The sequence below is a fragment of the Paenibacillus beijingensis genome (genome assembly GCF_000961095.1).
GTDB lineage: Bacteria > Bacillota > Bacilli > Paenibacillales > Paenibacillaceae > Paenibacillus_O > Paenibacillus_O beijingensis.
On the sequence record NZ_CP011058.1, the window covers coordinates 4,414,000 to 4,431,448 of the forward strand.

14 protein-coding genes and 1 other annotated feature are annotated in these 17,449 nt (G+C 54.1%); of the genes, 11 read left to right on the plus strand and 3 right to left on the minus strand.

Annotated features, from left to right (window positions below):
* Window positions 1-11 precede the first annotated feature (11 nt).
* The gene (gene ptsP, locus VN24_RS19920) at window positions 12-1,772 is read left to right on the plus strand and encodes a phosphoenolpyruvate--protein phosphotransferase (protein ID WP_045671848.1); all 1,761 of its coding nucleotides are present in this window, start codon (window positions 12-14) and stop codon (window positions 1,770-1,772) included.
* Between the two features lie 27 nt (window positions 1,773-1,799).
* Here ptsP and VN24_RS19925 read toward each other — a convergent pair whose 3' ends face one another.
* Complete coding sequence (locus tag VN24_RS19925) at window positions 1,800-2,330, minus strand: type 1 glutamine amidotransferase domain-containing protein (protein ID WP_045671849.1); 531 nt, start codon at window positions 2,328-2,330, stop codon at window positions 1,800-1,802.
* A 318-nt stretch (window positions 2,331-2,648) separates the two neighbouring features.
* On the opposite strand from VN24_RS19925, the gene VN24_RS19935 reads away from it, so the two are divergent.
* The 5 genes from VN24_RS19935 (at window position 2,649) to acsA (ending at window position 7,200) form a co-directional block, all read left to right on the plus strand.
* Complete coding sequence (locus tag VN24_RS19935; RefSeq protein ID WP_338012190.1) at window positions 2,649-3,026, plus strand: hypothetical protein; 378 nt, start codon at window positions 2,649-2,651, stop codon at window positions 3,024-3,026.
* A gap of 52 nt (window positions 3,027-3,078) precedes the next feature.
* Window positions 3,079-3,435 (plus strand): bacillithiol system redox-active protein YtxJ, encoded by a 357-nt coding sequence (ytxJ, locus tag VN24_RS19940; protein WP_045671852.1) that lies wholly within the window; start codon window positions 3,079-3,081, stop codon window positions 3,433-3,435.
* A 71-nt stretch (window positions 3,436-3,506) separates the two neighbouring features.
* Window positions 3,507-4,514 carry a catabolite control protein A gene (ccpA, locus tag VN24_RS19945; protein WP_045671853.1) on the plus strand — a complete coding sequence of 336 codons (1,008 nt, stop codon included), beginning with the start codon at window positions 3,507-3,509 and terminating at the stop codon, window positions 4,512-4,514.
* Window positions 4,515-5,219 carry a 5'-methylthioadenosine/adenosylhomocysteine nucleosidase gene (locus VN24_RS19950; RefSeq protein ID WP_045671854.1) on the plus strand — a complete coding sequence of 235 codons (705 nt, stop codon included), beginning with the start codon at window positions 4,515-4,517 and terminating at the stop codon, window positions 5,217-5,219.
* A gap of 259 nt (window positions 5,220-5,478) precedes the next feature.
* Window positions 5,479-7,200 carry an acetate--CoA ligase gene (gene acsA, locus VN24_RS19955; protein ID WP_045671855.1) on the plus strand — a complete coding sequence of 574 codons (1,722 nt, stop codon included), beginning with the start codon at window positions 5,479-5,481 and terminating at the stop codon, window positions 7,198-7,200.
* Window positions 7,201-7,287: 87 nt separating this feature from the next.
* Here acsA and VN24_RS19960 read toward each other — a convergent pair whose 3' ends face one another.
* Window positions 7,288-10,206 (minus strand): transglycosylase domain-containing protein, encoded by a 2,919-nt coding sequence (locus VN24_RS19960; protein WP_082083945.1) that lies wholly within the window; start codon window positions 10,204-10,206, stop codon window positions 7,288-7,290.
* 173 nt (window positions 10,207-10,379) lie between these two features.
* Window positions 10,380-10,647: a binding site (T-box leader), on the plus strand.
* A gap of 63 nt (window positions 10,648-10,710) precedes the next feature.
* Here VN24_RS19960 and tyrS point away from each other — a divergent pair.
* The 3 genes from tyrS to VN24_RS19975 all read left to right on the plus strand — a co-directional run bounded on the left by tyrS (window position 10,711) and on the right by VN24_RS19975 (window position 14,323).
* Entirely contained in the window at window positions 10,711-11,973 is a 1,263-nt protein-coding gene (tyrS, locus tag VN24_RS19965; protein ID WP_045671856.1) for a tyrosine--tRNA ligase, read from the plus strand.
* A gap of 240 nt (window positions 11,974-12,213) precedes the next feature.
* Window positions 12,214-12,750 (plus strand): NfeD family membrane protein, encoded by a 537-nt coding sequence (locus VN24_RS19970; RefSeq protein WP_045671857.1) that lies wholly within the window; start codon window positions 12,214-12,216, stop codon window positions 12,748-12,750.
* 73 nt (window positions 12,751-12,823) lie between these two features.
* Window positions 12,824-14,323, plus strand: a complete 1,500-nt coding sequence (locus VN24_RS19975) for a flotillin lipid rafts scaffold protein FloT (RefSeq protein ID WP_045671858.1) — start codon at window positions 12,824-12,826, stop codon at window positions 14,321-14,323.
* A gap of 202 nt (window positions 14,324-14,525) precedes the next feature.
* On the opposite strand, the gene rpsD is transcribed toward VN24_RS19975, so the two are convergent.
* Window positions 14,526-15,125: a 30S ribosomal protein S4 gene (gene rpsD / locus VN24_RS19980; RefSeq protein ID WP_045671859.1), complete on the minus strand. Its 600-nt coding sequence runs from the start codon at window positions 15,123-15,125 to the stop codon at window positions 14,526-14,528.
* 305 nt (window positions 15,126-15,430) lie between these two features.
* On the opposite strand from rpsD, the gene VN24_RS19985 reads away from it, so the two are divergent.
* Window positions 15,431-16,219, plus strand: coding sequence for a hypothetical protein (locus VN24_RS19985; RefSeq protein WP_045671860.1), 789 nt, complete (start codon window positions 15,431-15,433; stop codon window positions 16,217-16,219).
* Window positions 16,220-16,249: 30 nt separating this feature from the next.
* Entirely contained in the window at window positions 16,250-17,365 is a 1,116-nt protein-coding gene (locus VN24_RS19990; RefSeq protein WP_045671861.1) for an aminopeptidase, read from the plus strand.
* Window positions 17,366-17,449: the final 84 nt, after the last annotated feature.

Genomic DNA, 17,449 nt, shown 5'->3' on the forward strand with positions numbered 1-17,449 from the left:
GGGATCGTACCATGATTCAAGGTGTAGGGGCTTCTGCCGGTATTGCCATCGGAAAATGCTTCGTGCTGCCGAACTGGGAGTGGGAGCTGCCGGAGCATAAAATCGACGTATCGGATCTCGCTTCGGAATTCGAGCGGCTGTACGAAGGGATTCGGACATCGAAGGTTGAAATCGAACAGATGAAGGATGAGCTGCGGGAAGTTGTCGGCACCAGCGAAAGCAGCATTTTTGACGCGCATCTCGCCATATTGGAAGATCCGGTTTTTATGAGCGAAATTCAAGGCATCATCAAGCGCCAATATAAAGCCGCGGAAGTGGCGGTCAAAGAAGCGATCGATCATTTTGTGACGATGTTCGATCTCCTTGACGACGAATATATGAAGGAGCGGGCGCTCGACATTAAAGATGTCGGGAACCGGCTGCTGAAGCATTTGCTCGGGGTGCCGGAGATTAAACTGCCGACCGATACGCTGCCGTTTATTCTCGTCGCCAGCGAATTGTCGCCTTCCCAGCTGGCGCATTTGAACCCGGACAATGTGCTCGGCATCGCGCTGCTCGCGGGCAGCGTCACGTCCCATGCGGCAATAATGGCGCGTGCGCTCGGCATTCCGCTCGTCGTCTCTTTGGAAGGAAAGCTGCAGCAGACGATCGAGACGGGCGATATGATGCTGCTTGACGGAGGTGACGGCACCGTCTGCCATAAGCCGGATGCAGCGTTGATACGGAAATATGCCAAGCTGCAGATGAGGCAAAAGGAAGACAGGCAGCGGCTGCGGGGGCTTGCCCAAGTCCAAGCCTCCACTCCTGACGGCAAGCAGATGGAGCTCTCGGCTAATATCAGCTCGGTCAAGGAGCTGGAAATTGCGCTTGCTTACGGCGCTCACGGCGTCGGACTGTTCCGGACGGAGTTTCTTTATATGGACCGGTACCGGTTTCCAAGCGAAGCGGAACAGTTCGTCATCTACAGTCAGGTAGCGGAAAAGCTCGACGGGAAGCCGCTTATTATCCGTACGCTGGACATTGGCGGAGATAAACATCTGGATTACTTTAATTTGCCTGATGAAACGAACCCGTTTCTCGGTTACCGGGCGATCCGGATCAGCCTGGACCGGAAAGATTTGTTCAAAACCCAGCTGCGCGCCATTCTGCGCGCCAGCAATCACGGCAATGTGAAGGTGATGTACCCGCTAATTTCGTCTGTGGAGGAAGTTCGGGCGGCGAAAGAAGTATTGGAGGAAGCAAAGCTTGAGCTGGAAGCCGAGGGGCTGCCGTTTAACCGCTCGATCGAAAGCGGAATTATGATCGAATTGCCGGCGGCGGCATTGATCGCCGATGTGCTTGCCGAAGAAGTCGATTTTTTCAGCATCGGCACGAACGATCTCGTACAATTCACGCTTGCAGTCGACCGTATGAACGACCAGATCTCGCATTTGTACGAACCGTTTCACCCGGCCGTGCTCCGTGCAATCCGGATGACGGTCGAGGCGGCCAAACAGAGAGGCATCCATGTCGGCGTATGCGGCGAGATGGCCGGCGATATACGGGCGCTGCCGATCTGGCTGGGCCTTGATGTGGATGAGCTGAGCATGTCGGCGGGCTCGATCCTACAAGTGAAGGAGCGGCTGTTAAGGACAAGACAACAGGCGAGCCGAGTATTGACGGAGCAGCTGCACAAATGTTCCTCAAGCGCAGACATTCATGCCCGCCTCGATGAATTCAGCGATCAGATTGACCGTAACAGCCAAAACGCGGCCGCAATCGGCGATAAATAACCGGTTGCGACCGCGTTTTTTTTATCCTTATTGGCGGCTGCCGGCCAAAGCTTCCACAAACGCTTTCGCATATGGCGGCAAATCCGGCGGTCTGCGGGCGGAAACCAGGTTGCCGTCGATAACGACAGCCTCATCGAACCATTCGGCGCCGGCATTTTCCATATCGTCGCGAATGCCGGGCGTGGACGTCACTTTCCGTCCCTGCAAAATTTTAGCGGAGATGAGCACCCAGCCGGCATGGCAAATCTGTCCGATCGGCTTGCCAGCCGCATCCAGCTCGCGGACGAGCCGGAGCACTTGCGGGTAACGCCGGATTTTGTCCGGCGCCCATCCTCCCGGAACGAGCAGCCCGTCGCAATCGGAGGCGTCCATCTCGTCATACGAGATGTCGGCAGTAGCGGGCACGCCGTATTTGCCGATGTACGTCCGTCCTTTTTCCGGACCGGCAAACTGCACAAGCGCTCCTTCTTCACGCGTACGGTAGACTGGATACCACAACTCCAAATCCTCAAATTCATCGTCCAGCAGACAAATGACCTTTTTCCCCGATAATGTCAACTTGGTCTCCTCCTCGAATAAAAGCTTTGCGATCGCCGCCGTGCTTGCCGCACGCGGCATTCATTCCTTCATTGTAACGAAGGCGGACCGCCAAAATCAAACCTTGAAGCCGATTTTTACGTTAACAGAAATTGCATTCGTCAAGGCAGGAGGATTTTTCGCGAAAGAGGTCGAATGTTTCTGACAATGAATAAATCGTTAATTGCGGGATATCGGTTCCGCAAGCGGCGCCGCAGCGTGACAAAGGCTGAGCGTGCGTTTAGAATGAAGGAGTGAACCAAATTGCAAAAACGGTGTCCTTGTGGAGATATAATGTTGATGAAGCTGCGCACGGTCATTTATTCGGGCAAAGTGGAAATCGATAATGTGCCGATCTATTCGTGCCCCGCTTGCAGCCGCAGCGAAGTGTTTCCAGAGGTGAAATCGGAATTGACCGGACTGATCGGAAATCTGGGCGACGAACCCGAGAGACAAACCTTTCTGTTTAACGAGTGGAACGAGTGGGCAAATTTATTAGTAGAAGCTTGCGCCGAACGTAAAAAACCGGATTCATCCGTCGTTCAAAATTTGGTTGAAGAACGTATTAACTCGCTGCTGGAGTTAATGCTGCTCGCCGATTCCCTTCATGACGAAGAGTGGAAACGGGATATCGAAAAGCGGCTGTCTCAAATCAGCAGACATATTGCCCATACATAGCAATAAGCTGCCGGCTATAAGCCGGACTTCTTATCCCGAAGGAGAGATTACGATGAGTTTATACCGTTCCTTAATGACTGTCGAAGATTGGAAAGAAGTTTACGAAGCTTCAAAGACGAAGCCGCTGCTCGTGTTCAAACACAGCACCCGCTGTTCCGTCAGCGCCGAAGCGCATGAAGCGTGGAGCAAATGGCTGAACGATTCGCAGGAGCTGCCGGTCGAAAATGTTCTCGTGCGGGTTGTCGAAGAACGTCCGGTTTCGAACGCAATCGAGGAATCGACCGGAGTCAAACACGCCTCGCCGCAGGCGATTCTAATCGCGGATGGCGAAGTGAAATGGCATACGTCTCACTGGAATATCACGTACGCTTCCTTGGAAGAGCATCTCCGTGAACATTGCACAAAGTAAAAATTTGTCGTATGATTACGATAATGTACCTGCGGAGCGACCAAAAATTGATCTAATGGAGAGAAGGAAACGTGACTGTAACCATTTATGATGTTGCAAGAGAAGCGGGAGTGTCTATGGCCACGGTTTCCCGTGTCGTTAACAATAACCCCAACGTAAAACCGCAAACCCGTAAAAAAGTGTACGAAGCGATTGAACGCCTCGGATATCGTCCGAACGCGGTAGCGCGCGGATTGGCGAGCAAGAAGACGACGACCGTCGGAGTCGTTATTCCCGACATCTCGAACTCGATCTTTGCCGAAGTGGCGCGCGGAATTGAAGATATCGCCAATATGTATCATTACAATATTATTTTGTGCAACGCGGATAAGAAGAAAGACAAGGAAATCCGTGTTATCAATACGCTGCTGGAGAAGCAGGTGGACGGGCTGCTCTTTATGGGCGGCACCGTTACGGACGAGCATTTGCAAGCGTTCAAGACGGCTAACGTACCTGTCGTTCTGTGCGCCACCACCGATGAGAAGGGCACGATTCCTTCCGTCGATATCGATCATGAAGCGGCTGCCTACGATGCCGTAAAGACGCTGATCAATCAAGGACACACCAAAATTGCGATGATCAGCGGCACGCTGCAGGATCCGGCCAACGGGTACGCCCGTTTCCACGGTTACAAGCGCGCGCTGGAGGAAAGCGGTATTTCGTATGACGAGGATTTGGTGCGGATCGGCAATTACCGCTACGAATCGGGCGTCGAAGCGATGAAGCATTTCCTTGATCGTTCGGACAAGCCTACCGCGGTATTTTCGGCCACGGACGAAATGGCGATCGGCACCATTCATGCGATCCAGGACGAAGGTCTCAAAGTACCGGACGATATTTCCGTTATTAGCGTCGACAACAGCCGCATGGCTTCCATGGTGCGCCCGCAGCTGTCCGCTGTGGCCCAGCCGATGTACGATATTGGCGCCGTTTCCATGCGTCTGCTGACGAAACTGATGAAGAAGGAAAATGTCGAGCTGTCCAAAGTCGTTCTGCCTCACGAGGTCGTTGCCCGTCAATCGGTAGGGGCGAAGAGCTGAATGATGAAACGATACGATACAGTTGGCATCATGGGTGCGATGGTGGAGGAACTGGAGCTTCTGCATCAACATGTTGAGGTGGAATCCACCGTCGTCAAGGCGGGCATGACCTTTTATAAAGGCCGGTGGCAGGGCAAAAACATCGTTTTTTGCAAATCCGGCGTCGGAAAAGTAAACGCTGCGGTATGCACGCAAGCTTTGATTGATCTGGGCGCCGAATGCGTCCTGTTTACCGGAGTGGCGGGAGCTGTGGATCCGAAGCTGGAAATCGGCGATATTGTCGTATCGACGTCCAGCATCCAGCATGACATGGACTGCTCGCCGCTCGGATTTGCGCCCGGCGTCATTCCGTTTCAGGAATTGTCCGAATTTCCGGCAGATCCGGAACTGGTACAGGTGGCGTCGGTTGCGAGCGACCGTTTGTTTCCGGGCAGAAGCATGAAAGGAATCGTTCTCTCCGGCGATCAGTTTATTGCCAGCCGCGAGAAGGTGCAATCCCTTTATGAGACGTTCCACGGCGCCTGCGCGGAGATGGAAGGCGCTTCTCTTGCACAGGTTTGCGCCATGAACGGCATTCCTTACGTCGTCATCCGATCGATGTCCGATAAAGCGGACGGATCGGCAAACGTGAACTTTGCGGAGTTTACCGTTCAAGCATCGAATAATTCATACCGGATTATTGACGAAATCATCCGGAACTTATAAGTGAAGCCCTTCCGACCGGAAGGGCTTTTTTCATTGCAGCTTTCTCGTTCGCTTCGGTCAAAAAATCGCGCTTAAAAAAAAGCAATGTACCCGATAAGTATATTTATCGGCTCTGCATGAATAAATTATTTGACGCAGTAGTCGTTTTCTTAACGGGTGTGCTATAATGGCAGTGACGTGTTTTTATTTTTTCACCACGATATGAAAGCGTATTCGTAAATCTAGTAAAATATGATACGAAGACGGAAGGTGATCTAGCATGTCAGTTGATAATCAGAAAGTATTTTTGGTAGCGGTTCCATCTCCAAATATGCCCAATTATGAGCAGGAGGCAGCCCAATTCGACTGGAAGGAGATCGAGAAGCGGTTCACCTGGCATGAAACCGGAAAAGTGAACATGGCCTATGAAGCGATCGACCGCCATGTCCGGGACGGAAAAGGGGGGAAAGTTGCGTTATATTACAGCGATAGCAAACGTGACGAAATTTATACGTTTCAGCAATTGAGCGCGCTTTCAAACCGCTTTGCCAATGTGCTCCGCAAATTGGGAGTGGTCAAGGGGGAGCGTCTGTTTATTTTTATGCCGCGAATGCCGGAGCTGTATATCAGTTTGCTTGGATCGTTAAAAACGGGCGTTATCGTAGGGCCCCTTTTCGAAGCGTTTATGGAAACGGCGGTGAAAGACCGGCTGGAGGATAGTGGCGCTTCGGTCATCGTTACGACCCCGGCTCTGCTCCCTCGTATCAAACGCGATGAGCTTCCTGAGCTGAAGCATATTATCGTCGTCGGCAGCCCGTCCGGGGAAGCAGGCGTTATTTCGTATGAACGCGAAATGGAAGCCGCTTCAGATGAAGCGGAACCGGAATGGCTCGGCCGCGAGGATGGACTGATCATTCATTATACATCGGGTTCGACCGGGAAGCCGAAAGGCGTTTATCACGTGCAGAACGCCATGATACAGCATTATTTTACCGGGCATGTCGTGCTAGATCTGAAGGAAGACGATATCTACTGGTGCACGGCGGACCCCGGGTGGGTTACCGGGACATCCTATGGGATCTTTGCACCGTGGCTTAATGGTGCGACCAATGTCGTGCGCGGAGGCCGCTTCAGTCCGCAGGACTGGTACGGCACGCTGCAAAAATATGGCGTCACTGTCTGGTACAGCGCGCCGACCGCTTTCCGGATGCTGATGGCCGCCGGAGACGACGTCGTCTACGAATTTGATCTTTCCCGCCTGCGGCATATACTAAGTGTCGGTGAACCGCTCAATCCCGAAGTGATCCGCTGGGGACAACGAGTGTACGGCAGGCCTATTCACGACACATGGTGGATGACCGAGACGGGAGCCCAGTTGATCTGCAATTATCCGTGCATGGAAATTAAGCCAGGTTCCATGGGAAGGCCGCTGCCGGGAATTAAAGCCGCGATTCTCGACGATGCCGGCAATGTTTTGCCGCCGTACCAGATGGGAAATTTGGCTGTTGCGACCTCGTGGCCGTCCATGATGCGCGCAATCTGGAACAACCCGGCCAAATACGAACAATATTTCCACATTCCGGGTTGGTATATATCCGGCGATTCCGCTTATCTGGATGAGGACGGCTACTTCTGGTTTCAGGGCAGAATCGACGACGTGATCAACACTTCCGGCGAACGGGTCGGACCGTTTGAGGTGGAGAGCAAGCTGGTGGAGCATCCGGCAGTGGCAGAAGCCGGGGTCATCGGCAAGCCGGATCCGGTCCGCGGCGAGATCATTAAAGCGTTCATTTCGCTGCGGGAAGGATACCAGCCTTCAGATGCGCTGAAGCTGCAAATTTCAAAATTTGTGAAAGAAGGATTATCGGCGCATGCCTCCCCGCGGGAAATCGAGTTCCGGGATAAACTTCCAAAGACCCGCAGTGGTAAAATTATGCGGCGCGTATTGAAGGCATGGGAGTTGAATCTGCCGACAGGGGACATATCCACGATCGAGGACTAACGTTATCCCGCAAATAAAAACCTCCAAGCAGTGGAACGCGCTTAAGCTGGCGTTCCGTCTGCTTGGAGGTTTACTGTTTGCAAAATATTATGGCGTCGTAACCGGCGGAATGACTTGTTCCTCGATTGGAGGCAAGTCACCGGCACCGGCGTCGCCGGGAGCCGTCTCGCCGGAAGGCGTTTCACCCGGATTCGCATCGCCCGGAAGGCCCGGTGTCGACGCGCTGCCCGGAGGAGCGGTTTCCGCTCCCGCAGTGCCGTTCGAGCTTCCGGGAAGGACGCTTCCGCCGCCGACAATCAGGCTTGGAGCCGATTCCCTGCCCGCGACGTCAACCGCCGTGACATAATAGCCGGCCCCAAAGGCGGGCGAGCTGTCCGTAAAGGACTGGGAATCTCCTGCGAGCACGGAACTTCCGTATTTCGCGAATGAGCCGCCTTCAGACCGGTAAAGACGGTAACCGACAACATCATTTTCCGGATTGGCCGCGAAAATGATGCGGCTTGCGCCGCTGCCCGGCTCGAGGGCGACGCCGGACGGGGCCGAAGGAGCGGCGCCGTCATCGGCGCGCGGATCCGTCTTGGAAGGCGCGTCTTCACCGGCGTCCGCCGGCACAAAGACCGACATCGGCCGCCGGCTTGCGGCAGGCAGCTTGGCCTGGGCGTTCTGAATTTCATCCATCAGCTCGGCGAGCGACTGCTCCCGCTTAATGACGATTTTCGTACGCACCATATCGGGCGGCGTCGATTGCTGCGGCACATAGTTAATGCCGTTATAGGTAATATAAGGAGAATCAACGAGCACATCGTCGGTTTCGGTCGGCAAATACTTTTTGTTAAACCAGTCGGTGACGTTAAGACCGGCATCCCGGGTCAGCTTGCTTGGCAGCTTGCCGCTGACGCTCGATACCGTCGCCTTGACAATGCCTTCCGGCTGGGTGAATTCATTGGTCTTAAACAGCTCCGGACGGTCCTTCACTGCTTCGTTCATAATAAGCGACCAAATGGAACGCGCCCTTGCGCGGCCGGCTTTGGACAGCGTATTGACCTGCTCCTTATATCCGGACCATACGCCGAGCGTAATGTCCGGCGTGTAGCCCATAAACCAGACATCGCCGTAATCTTGTGTCGATCCCGTCTTGCCGGCGATCGGAATTTTCCCGTAAGCGTCGAAGGACGACGTCAGGCTGTGTCCCGTTCCCCGCGAATCGGAAATGACCGTGCGCAGCATGTCGGTCATCAGGAAAGCGGTCTGCTCGGAATAGACGCGCTTTGGATTCGCTTTGTGCTCGTAAACGGTATTTCCTTTCGCATCGGTAATTTTGCTTATCATATAAGCGTCATTGAAGACGCCCATGTTCGGAATCGTTCCGAACGCATTCGTCAGTTCCTCGACGGAGACGCCTTTGCTTAAGCCCCCGATAACGCCGGTTTGGGCGTATTCGTCCTGCGGCTGCAGTGTCGTAATGCCTAAGGAGCGGGTAAAATTCCAGGCGCTGTCGATTTTTACCTTGTACAGGAACAGCTTGAGCGCCGGAATGTTAAGGGAACGGTTGAGCGCCTCCCGCGCCGTCACGAGACCGCTGAACTTCTTGTTGACGTTCATCGGAATGTGAAAGCCTTTTTGCCCGTCCTTCAATACGATCGGCGAATCGTCGATCACGCCGCCCGGCTGGATCAAACCTTGCTCCAGCGCAGGCAAATAAGCGGCGATCGGCTTCATGGTGGAGCCCGGCTGGCGTGTCATTTGGGTGGCGTAGTTCATTTGCTCCGTATTGAAATCGCGCCCTTCAAGCATGCCGAGAATGGCGCCCGTCTTATGATCGAGCATGACGGCGGCGATTTGCTCAAGCCCTTTCGTTTTGCTGTAAGGGGAGAAGTTATCCGGATTGCTGCCGATCATGCGCATGTCGTTGTAAATTTTTTTATCTACGGTCGTGTAAATCCGGTAACCGGAACGCAGCAGCTGTTCCCTCATATTGTTGACAAGCTCGCTGTTTTCGACTTTGCCGAGATCAGCTTCGGTCAGCTTCGGATTTTTTTGCAGCACGAGCAGCTTGGCGGCTTCGCGTTCCGTCTCCAGCATCAGATAAGGGAACGTGTTGTAAGCTTTTTCGCGGTGCGGAGCGAGCGTGCTCTTAATATCGAACTTAAGCGCCTCGTCATATTGGCTTTGGGTAATCCGGCCCGTCTCCAGCATGCGGGAGAGCACGACGTGCTGGCGCTCCAGCGCCCTGTTGAAGCCTTTTGGATTGAACTGACCTTTGCCGTCAAAGGCCGAGTAGACCGAAGGAAGCTGGGGGAGACCGGCCAAATAGGCGGATTGGGCAATATTCAGCTTATGTAGGTCGCTAATGTTGAAAACACCAAGCGCCGCCGATTTGATCCCGTACAGGTTATAACCCGACGAACCGTTGCCGAACGGCATTTTGTTCAAGTAAGCCGACAAAATCTCGTCCTTGGTCATGTAACGTTCCATGCGGAGCGCCAGAAAAATTTCTTTCACTTTGCGGCTGTCCGTCTTGTCCAAGCTTAAGAAAACCCGTCGTGCGACCTGCTGCGTCAGCGTGCTTCCGCCGGTCTGCTGGCTTTCGTTCAGCAGCTTCTGCTTGACGGCGCGCGCGAAGCCTTTGTAATCGATGCCGATATGGTTGTAAAAATTGCTGTCTTCCGTTGAAATGAGTGCGTCGATAACCGACCCAGGCACATCCTTCAGATCAACCAGCCGCCGGTCCTCTTCCGTACGCAGCTGCCCGACCGGTGTGATCCCGTCGTTAAAAAATACGAAACCCGTCAACGCATTTTCGTTCATTTTCTCATCCATAAAGGAGCCGGACCGGACCGGATCTTCCTTCACGAGAGCGGCTACGTAACCGGAGGCGACGCCGCCGACAAAGAGAAAGCCGAGAATGCCGAAAATAAAGAGCCACTTGATGGTTATGAGCGTCACGACGCCGAACGTACGCCATTTACTGTGTCCGTTCGATGGTTGTTGACGTTCTTCTTCCATAAATTTGATTCCTCCTCTAAGGTAAACAGAGTTATTATAACATAATTCGATGTGCCAAAGCAGTTCGGTGCCTATTTTGTCTTTATTTGGCGATCTTTTTTTGCACGGGGGCGATAAACGAGGTTTGACTCGGCATTGATTTTTGTGATATAACTTTTGCAAGTATACATATCGCTATCGCTATGACGGGCACAAGTAGTACTGCGAACGACGCTTTCAGAGAACCGGTGGACGGTGCGAACCGGTACGCGGCGCAGCATGAATTACCGCCTTGAGCTGAACGGGGGAAAGCGGGCCGGTCCCACTGGGGGCAGTGTCCGGCCGGTAGCCCGTTTCCGGAAGCATCCGCTTCCGTTATCAATAATGAAGTGAGAGCCTAATCTGCCCCGGCAGCGGCTCTAACGAGGGTGGTACCGCGAGCAAATCCTTCTCGTCCCTTGAGACGAGCGAAGGATTTTTTGTGTTTTCATCAGATCATCATGGAACGGAAAGGGAAGAGAATAAATGTCACAGGAAAAATTTAACGAGCTGACTGCCGAGCAGCAGCAGGAAGTGGAACGCCAGCTGGACATCATCCGGCGCGGCGTAGTGGAAATCGTGCCGGAAGAGGAGATGAGAGCAAAGATCGTCAAATCCGTTGCTACCGGCAAGCCGCTTAAAATCAAGCTCGGACTCGATCCGTCGGCGCCGGACATTCATGTCGGACATACGGTCGTGCTGCACAAGCTGCGCCAGTTCCAGATGCTCGGCCACGAAGTCAATCTGCTGATCGGCGACTTTACGGGACGGATCGGCGATCCGACCGGCAAATCGGAAACGCGCAAGCAGCTGACCGAAGAAGATGTGAAACGCAATGCCGAAACGTACAAGAAGCAAATTTACAAAATATTGGATCCTGAGCGTACAAAAGTTTGCTACAACTCGGAGTGGCTGGCGCCGCTTACGTTCGCGGATGTCGTATCGCTTTCCGCCAAAGTGACGGTTGCGCGCATGCTCGAGCGGGACGACTTTACGAAGCGTTACCAGTCCGGACAGCCGATCAGCATCCACGAGTTTTTCTATCCGCTTATGCAGGGCTACGATTCGGTCGCGCTGGAGTCGGACGTGGAGCTGGGCGGAACCGACCAGAAGTTCAACCTGCTGATGGGCCGGACGCTGCAAAAAGAGTACGGCAAACCGTCTCAGGTCGCCATCATGACGCCGATCATCGAAGGTCTGGACGGCGTGCAGAAAATGAGCAAAAGCCTCGGCAACTATATCGGAATCGACGAGGAGCCAAACGAAATATACGGCAAAGCAATGTCGATTCCGGACGAACTGATGCTCAAATATTATGAGCTTGCAACCGATATCGGCAACAACGAGCTGGCGGCGCTGCGGGAAGGGCTCGCTTCCGGAGCCGTTCATCCGCGCGATGCGAAGATGCGTCTTGCCTGCACGTTCGTCCGCATGTTCCATGGGGAAGAGGCGGGAGCCGCCGCTGAGCAGCATTTTGTGACCGTGTTTCAGCAGCGGGCGCTGCCGACCGACTTGGAAGACGCGCCGCTCGCCGCTTCGGAGCTGGAGGACGGGGGAATCCGGATCGTCCGGCTGCTGACGGCGCTCGGCCTGCAATCGTCGGGCAGCGAGGCGCGCCGCAGCGTCCAGCAGGGCGCGGTGAAGCTGAACGAAGAGAAAATAACCGATCCGAATGCCGATGTCCGTCCCGCCGACGGCGACGTGCTTCAGGTCGGCAAACGCAAAATCGTCCGCATCAAACTGGTATGACGCATCGGAAAAGTCCGCCTTCCGTCAGGAGGCGGGCTTTTTCCTATTTTCGGTTCAATCGGAAATTTCGGATTGGCCTTTTATCTCAGGTACTTTACGATGTCGGACGGCTTCGGATCGTTCCCGCTATTTGGTTCGGTATTTCAATAATATGGTTTAGTTGTGAAACTTTTCTGTAAACGAGACGTATAAAAATAGGAGTTCGTAAACAGTGTTTAGGGGAAATGGGGGGAGTTAAGGTTGGAAACGCTGTTCTTATCCTGTCTGTTCGTCGGGATTTTGTATGCGCTCGTCAGCGTCGTGCTCGGCGATTGGATCGGAATGGCATTTGACGGAGCATTCGACTTTTTATCTCTCGACGGGCACCATTGGTTCCAGCCGGTAACGCTGGCGGGCGCGGTCACCGTGTTTGGAGGCTCGGGATTGCTTCTGGAACGGTACACCTCTCTTAGTTCCGGTTCCACAGTTATCATTTCGCTGCTTATAGCGGCCGTATCGGCGCTGGCTATCTTTTTCTTTTACGTGAAACCAATGGAAAACAGCGAGAATTCGAGCGGCTATTCCATGAAAGAGCTGGCCGGAAAAGTGGGGGAGGTGCTTGTGGCCATCCCTGCCCATGGGTGCGGCGAAGTGCTCGTTAAAGTCGGGGCGGGTAATACGAATCATATCGCCGAGAGCTTCGACGGCGTTCCGATTCCTTCGGGAGCGAAAATCGTCGTCATCGAGGTGAAACAGGGTGCGCTCTTCGTTTCGGAGTTTAAGACGGACCTGGAGTGAGCGCTTGAACGGAAGTCTGCGATCGCTGCAAATGAATTGGTAAAATTGTACATACGCGAAGGGAGCGAATTTCATGCCGGATTTTCTCGTTATTCCATCGGTAGTCGTAGGGGTTCTGATCGTGTTGGGGCTTGCTTTTTGGGCCCGCTACAAGACGGTCAGTCCCGATGAAGCCATGATTGTGACCGGCTCCTTTCTTGGCAGCCGCAATGTGTCGGCGGATGAATCCGGACGGCGCATCAAAATCGTGCGCGGCGGAGGCGCATTTATTTTGCCGGTGTTCCAAAAAGCCGAATTTTTGTCGCTGCTCTCCCATAAGCTGGACGTCTCGACCCCGGAAGTGTACACGGAGCAAGGCGTACCGGTAATCGCGGATGGAGTGGCCATCATCAAAATCGGAGGTTCCGTCGAAGACGTGGCCACCGCGGCAGAGCAGTTTATGGGCAAACCGATCGAAGCGCTCAAGGGCGAGGCCCAGGAAGTGCTTGAAGGCCATCTGCGGGCCATTTTGGGAACGATGACCGTGGAAGAGGTGTATCGCAATCGGGACCGTTTCGCCCAGGAGGTGCAAAGCGTAGCCGCCAAAGATTTGAAAAAAATGGGGCTGCAGATCGTTTCCTTCACCATCAAGGATCTTCGCGACAAGCACGGCTATCTGGAAGCGCTCGGCAAGCCGCGCATTGCCGCCGTCAAGCGGGATGCCGATATCGCCGAAGCCGAAGCGGTCCGCGACGCCCGGATCCAGAAGGCGCGCGCCGAAGAGGAAGGGCAGAAGGCAGAGCTGCTGCGCGATACGAACATCGCCGAGGCGAGCAAGGAGAAGGAGCTGAAGGTGGCTGCTTTCAAGCGCGATCAGGATACGGCGAAGGCGGAAGCCGACCAGGCTTACTTTATTCAGGAAGCCCGCGCCAAGCAAAGCGTCGTCGAGGAGCAGATGAAGGTCGAGATCGTCCGCAAGGAGCGGGAAATCGACCTGGAAGCGAAAGAGATTTTGCGGCGCGAAAAGCAGTACGATGCGGAAGTGAAGAAAAAAGCCGATGCGGACCGTTACGCCGTCGTGCAGGCGGCGGAAGCGGAGAAAGCGAAACAGCTGTTCGAAGCCGACGCGCTGCAGTACCGGATCGAGGCGGAAGCGAAAGCGATAGCCGAGCAGAAGCGGCTGGAAGGCCTCGCGATTGCCGATGCGGAGCGCGCCAAAGGTACGGCCGAAGCCGAAGTGGTCCGGCTGCGCGGCCTTGCCGAAGCGGAAGCGAAAGAGAAGCTCGCCCAGGCGTTCGAGAAGTTCGGGGAAGCGGCCGTGCTTGACATTATTGTGAAAATGCTGCCTGAGCTTGCCGGCAAGGTGGCCGAACCGATCAAAGGCATCGACAAGCTGACCGTTGTCGATACGGGGCATGGGGAAGGCGCGGCACGGCTGAGCAACTATGTAACGTCGCTGATGGCGACGGCGCCGGAAATGCTGCGAAGCGTCTCCGGAATCGATGTGAACGCGCTGATGAAAGGATTAACGTCCAAAGCGGTCCCTGCGGTCCCGGCTGCGCCGGCTCCGCTTCCGGTGGCGAAAGCGGATTAAAGGTTTTGCCGGAGGCAAAACCACTTCGTAAGCATAGACTTAAATGGCTGAAACAGCTGCGGCCCTGTTCAAGGAACCGGCAGATAACGGAAAAACAGGATAGACAAAGGTGTCGTGAACCCTTCTCAACTTGGGGCAGACGGCAAAAAAACCCCCGCGGATTTGATCCGCGGGGGTTTTTGCATGCCTGAATCTACAGCGATTAACGGCTGTAGAACTCGACGATTTGTTTTTCGTCGATGTCTTGCGACAGCTCGGCGCGTTCCGGAAGACGAACAAACTTGCCTTCGACAGCCGCTTCGTTGAATTCAACGTAGTTCGGCAGGTGGTGACGGGCTTCGATTGCTTCTTTAACCGATTTCAGGCTGCGGCTGCGCTCGCGCAGGCCGATTACGTCGCCAGGGGAAACCAGGTAGGAAGCGATGTCCACTTTTTTGCCGTTTACCGTAATGTGACCGTGAGCAACGAGCTGACGCGCGCCGGCACGGGAGTTCGCAAACGCCAGACGGTAAACGAGGTTGTCCAAACGGCTCTCAAGCAGGAACATGAAGTTCTCGCCCGCGATCCCTTTGAGCTTGTTCGCTTTGTCGAACAGATTGCGGAATTGTTTTTCGTTCAAGCCGTACATGTGACGGAGCTTTTGTTTTTCTTGCAGCTGAACGCCATATCCGCTCATTTTTTTGCGTTGGCCCGGACCGTGTTGTCCCGGAGGGAATGGGCGTTTCAGTTCTTTGCCGGTACCGCTCAGGGAAATGCCGAGACGGCGGCTCAGTTTAAATTTAGGACCTGTATAACGTGACATATTGGTTGTAACTCCTTCTTCAAATGGAATGTTTGAAAATGGGGTCATTGTTTCGCCGATTACTGTCTATGTTATGAAGCCGGTTCAAACCGCTCATATCCTGGCAGGAAAGTTCAGCCGCTGTCCCGCCAGCGACAGCATCCGTGAGGGTGACACAAAACCGCTAGCCCTATATTCATCAATAGATTCTATAAGAATTTGATCTGTTTGTCAAGAGAATTACAGGCTCCAGAAGCTCTCCGTATAAGATTGCGGAGCTTGAGGACAGCCTAATCGATAATCCGATTTCAAAGGGGTGAAGACGGTTGAAAGGGCTGCATATAGGGGCGTTATGTTTGCTCGGCTGCTCGATATTGGCAGGAGGGTGCTCGATAGCCGACAATCGTACGCCCGAGGAGCTGTTGTCGCTTGCAGCGGCGGGCTTGTCCGGTAAGGACCGGTACGTATTTGAAGGAAAAAGCGCCTTTATTGACGGAGGCGGCGTGCAGAAGGGAGCGGTTTCCTTTCAAGGCAGCGTAACGGGACATTCCCGCCTGAAGATGGAGACGTACAGCGAAGAGGGCGGCAAGACCGGCGACGCCGGCGACATGCAGATGGACCCTTCCGGGCTGCTGCGAAGGCTGCGGGAAGCGAAAAAAACGGTGACGGTCGATCCCGCTCGTTCGGATGAAAACATAACCGTTCTGCATATCGAGCTCGACCCGGAGCAGTCGACCCGCGAATGGAAGCGGCGGATGCAAAGCGAGTGGGCTTCCGTTGCGTCCCGCAAGGCACAGAACGAAAAGATGTATGCGGGCCTTAGCGGGCCGCTTAAACGGAAATTCATTCAGGAATGGAACCGCGAGCTGAACCTCTCCGGCAGGGAGCTTGAGCGTATGCTGGACTCGCTGCATGTGATGTCGGCCTGTGAGCTGACCATTGACCGGACCCGTCTGCTTCCGCTGCAGATCGCCGAAACGTCGACGCTGGATTACGAGTCGGCAGGGATGCGGCGGAAGGAAGGGAAGACGACGGATATCCGCTTCGTTTCTTTCGACGGCATAGAGGCGCAGACGGTGCATGCCGCACGCAAACGTGATACGATGTTCAGGTGAACCTAAGAAACGGAAGGAGAGACATGGGGCATGCGTGATTCCAGACTGCAGAAGCTGGCTGAAAATTTGGTTCAATATTCAATTGATGTGCAGCCGGGCGAAAATGTGCTCATCGATATGATCGGTTCCGAGCGGGAGCTGGCCAAAGCATTGATCGAAGAGGTTGCGAGGCGCGGCGGGCGCCCGTTTGTCCAGACGAGCGACAATTCCGTGCTTCGCTCGCTGCTTAAATCTGCGACAAAGGAACAGATCCAGCTGTGGGCCGAGTTTGATCTGGCCAGGATGAAACAGATGCAGGGTTACATAGCGGTACGGTCGGGCGATAACGTGAACGAGCTGTCGGATGTTCCGGAAGATAAAATGAGTCTGTACCAACGGCTGTACCGTCATCCGGTCCATATGGAGCAGCGGGTGAAACGGACGAAATGGGTCGTGCTCCGTTATCCGAGCCCGTCGATGGCCCAGCTTGCGAACATGAGCACCGAGGCATTCGAAGATTTTTATTTCAACGTTTGCAACCTCGATTACAGTTTAATGGAGCGGGCGATGGAGCCACTGCAGCAGCTGATGATTCGCACCGACCGCGTCCGCATTACGGCGCCGGGCACGGATCTGACGTTTTCCATGAAAGGAATCGGGGCCAAAATATGTTCCGGCCACCGCAACATTCCCGACGGCGAAGTGTTCAGCGCGCCTGTCCGCGACTCCGTGCAGGGCACAATCAGCTATAACACGCCGAGCGTTTACTCGGGTACAACGTTCGAGAACATCATCTTTACGTTTAAAGACGGTAAAATTGTCGAAGCGACGAGCAACAATACGAAGCGGTTGAATGAAATTTTGAATGCCGATGAGGGCGCGCGATATATCGGCGAGTTCAGCCTCGGGTTCAATCCGTATATTTTGCATCCGATGAAAGATACGCTGTTCGACGAAAAAATTGCCGGTTCTCTGCATTTTACTCCGGGCCAGGCATATGAGGAAACCGACAACGGCAACCGTTCCGCCGTACATTGGGATTTGGTGCTGATTCAGCGGCCGGAATACGGCGGCGGAGAAATCTACTTTGACGACACGCTCATCCGCAAGGACGGCCGTTTCGTTATTCCGGAACTTGCAGCTCTAAACCCGGAGCACCTAAAATAAATGTAAATCAACCGTTTTTCACTTGAATGATATACCATTTCGGGTTATCATTAAGGAAACGTTTTCTTTTGTTTAATTGACTCA

Bases quoted from the DNA above. Each gene is read 5' to 3' on its own strand.
- ptsP (WP_045671848.1), top strand. From the start codon at position 12: ATGATTCAAGGTGTAGGGGCTTCTGCCGGTATTGCCATCGGAAAATGC.
- VN24_RS19935 (WP_338012190.1), top strand. From the start codon at position 2,649: ATGAAGCTGCGCACGGTCATTTATTCGGGCAAAGTGGAAATCGATAAT.
- ytxJ (WP_045671852.1), top strand. From the start codon at position 3,079: ATGAGTTTATACCGTTCCTTAATGACTGTCGAAGATTGGAAAGAAGTT.
- VN24_RS19950 (WP_045671854.1), top strand. From the start codon at position 4,515: ATGATGAAACGATACGATACAGTTGGCATCATGGGTGCGATGGTGGAG.
- acsA (WP_045671855.1), top strand. From the start codon at position 5,479: ATGTCAGTTGATAATCAGAAAGTATTTTTGGTAGCGGTTCCATCTCCA.
- VN24_RS19960 (WP_082083945.1), bottom strand. From the start codon at position 10,206: ATGGAAGAAGAACGTCAACAACCATCGAACGGACACAGTAAATGGCGT.
- tyrS (WP_045671856.1), top strand. From the start codon at position 10,711: ATGTCACAGGAAAAATTTAACGAGCTGACTGCCGAGCAGCAGCAGGAA.
- VN24_RS19975 (WP_045671858.1), top strand. From the start codon at position 12,824: ATGCCGGATTTTCTCGTTATTCCATCGGTAGTCGTAGGGGTTCTGATC.
- rpsD (WP_045671859.1), bottom strand. From the start codon at position 15,125: ATGTCACGTTATACAGGTCCTAAATTTAAACTGAGCCGCCGTCTCGGC.
- VN24_RS19990 (WP_045671861.1), top strand. From the start codon at position 16,250: ATGCGTGATTCCAGACTGCAGAAGCTGGCTGAAAATTTGGTTCAATAT.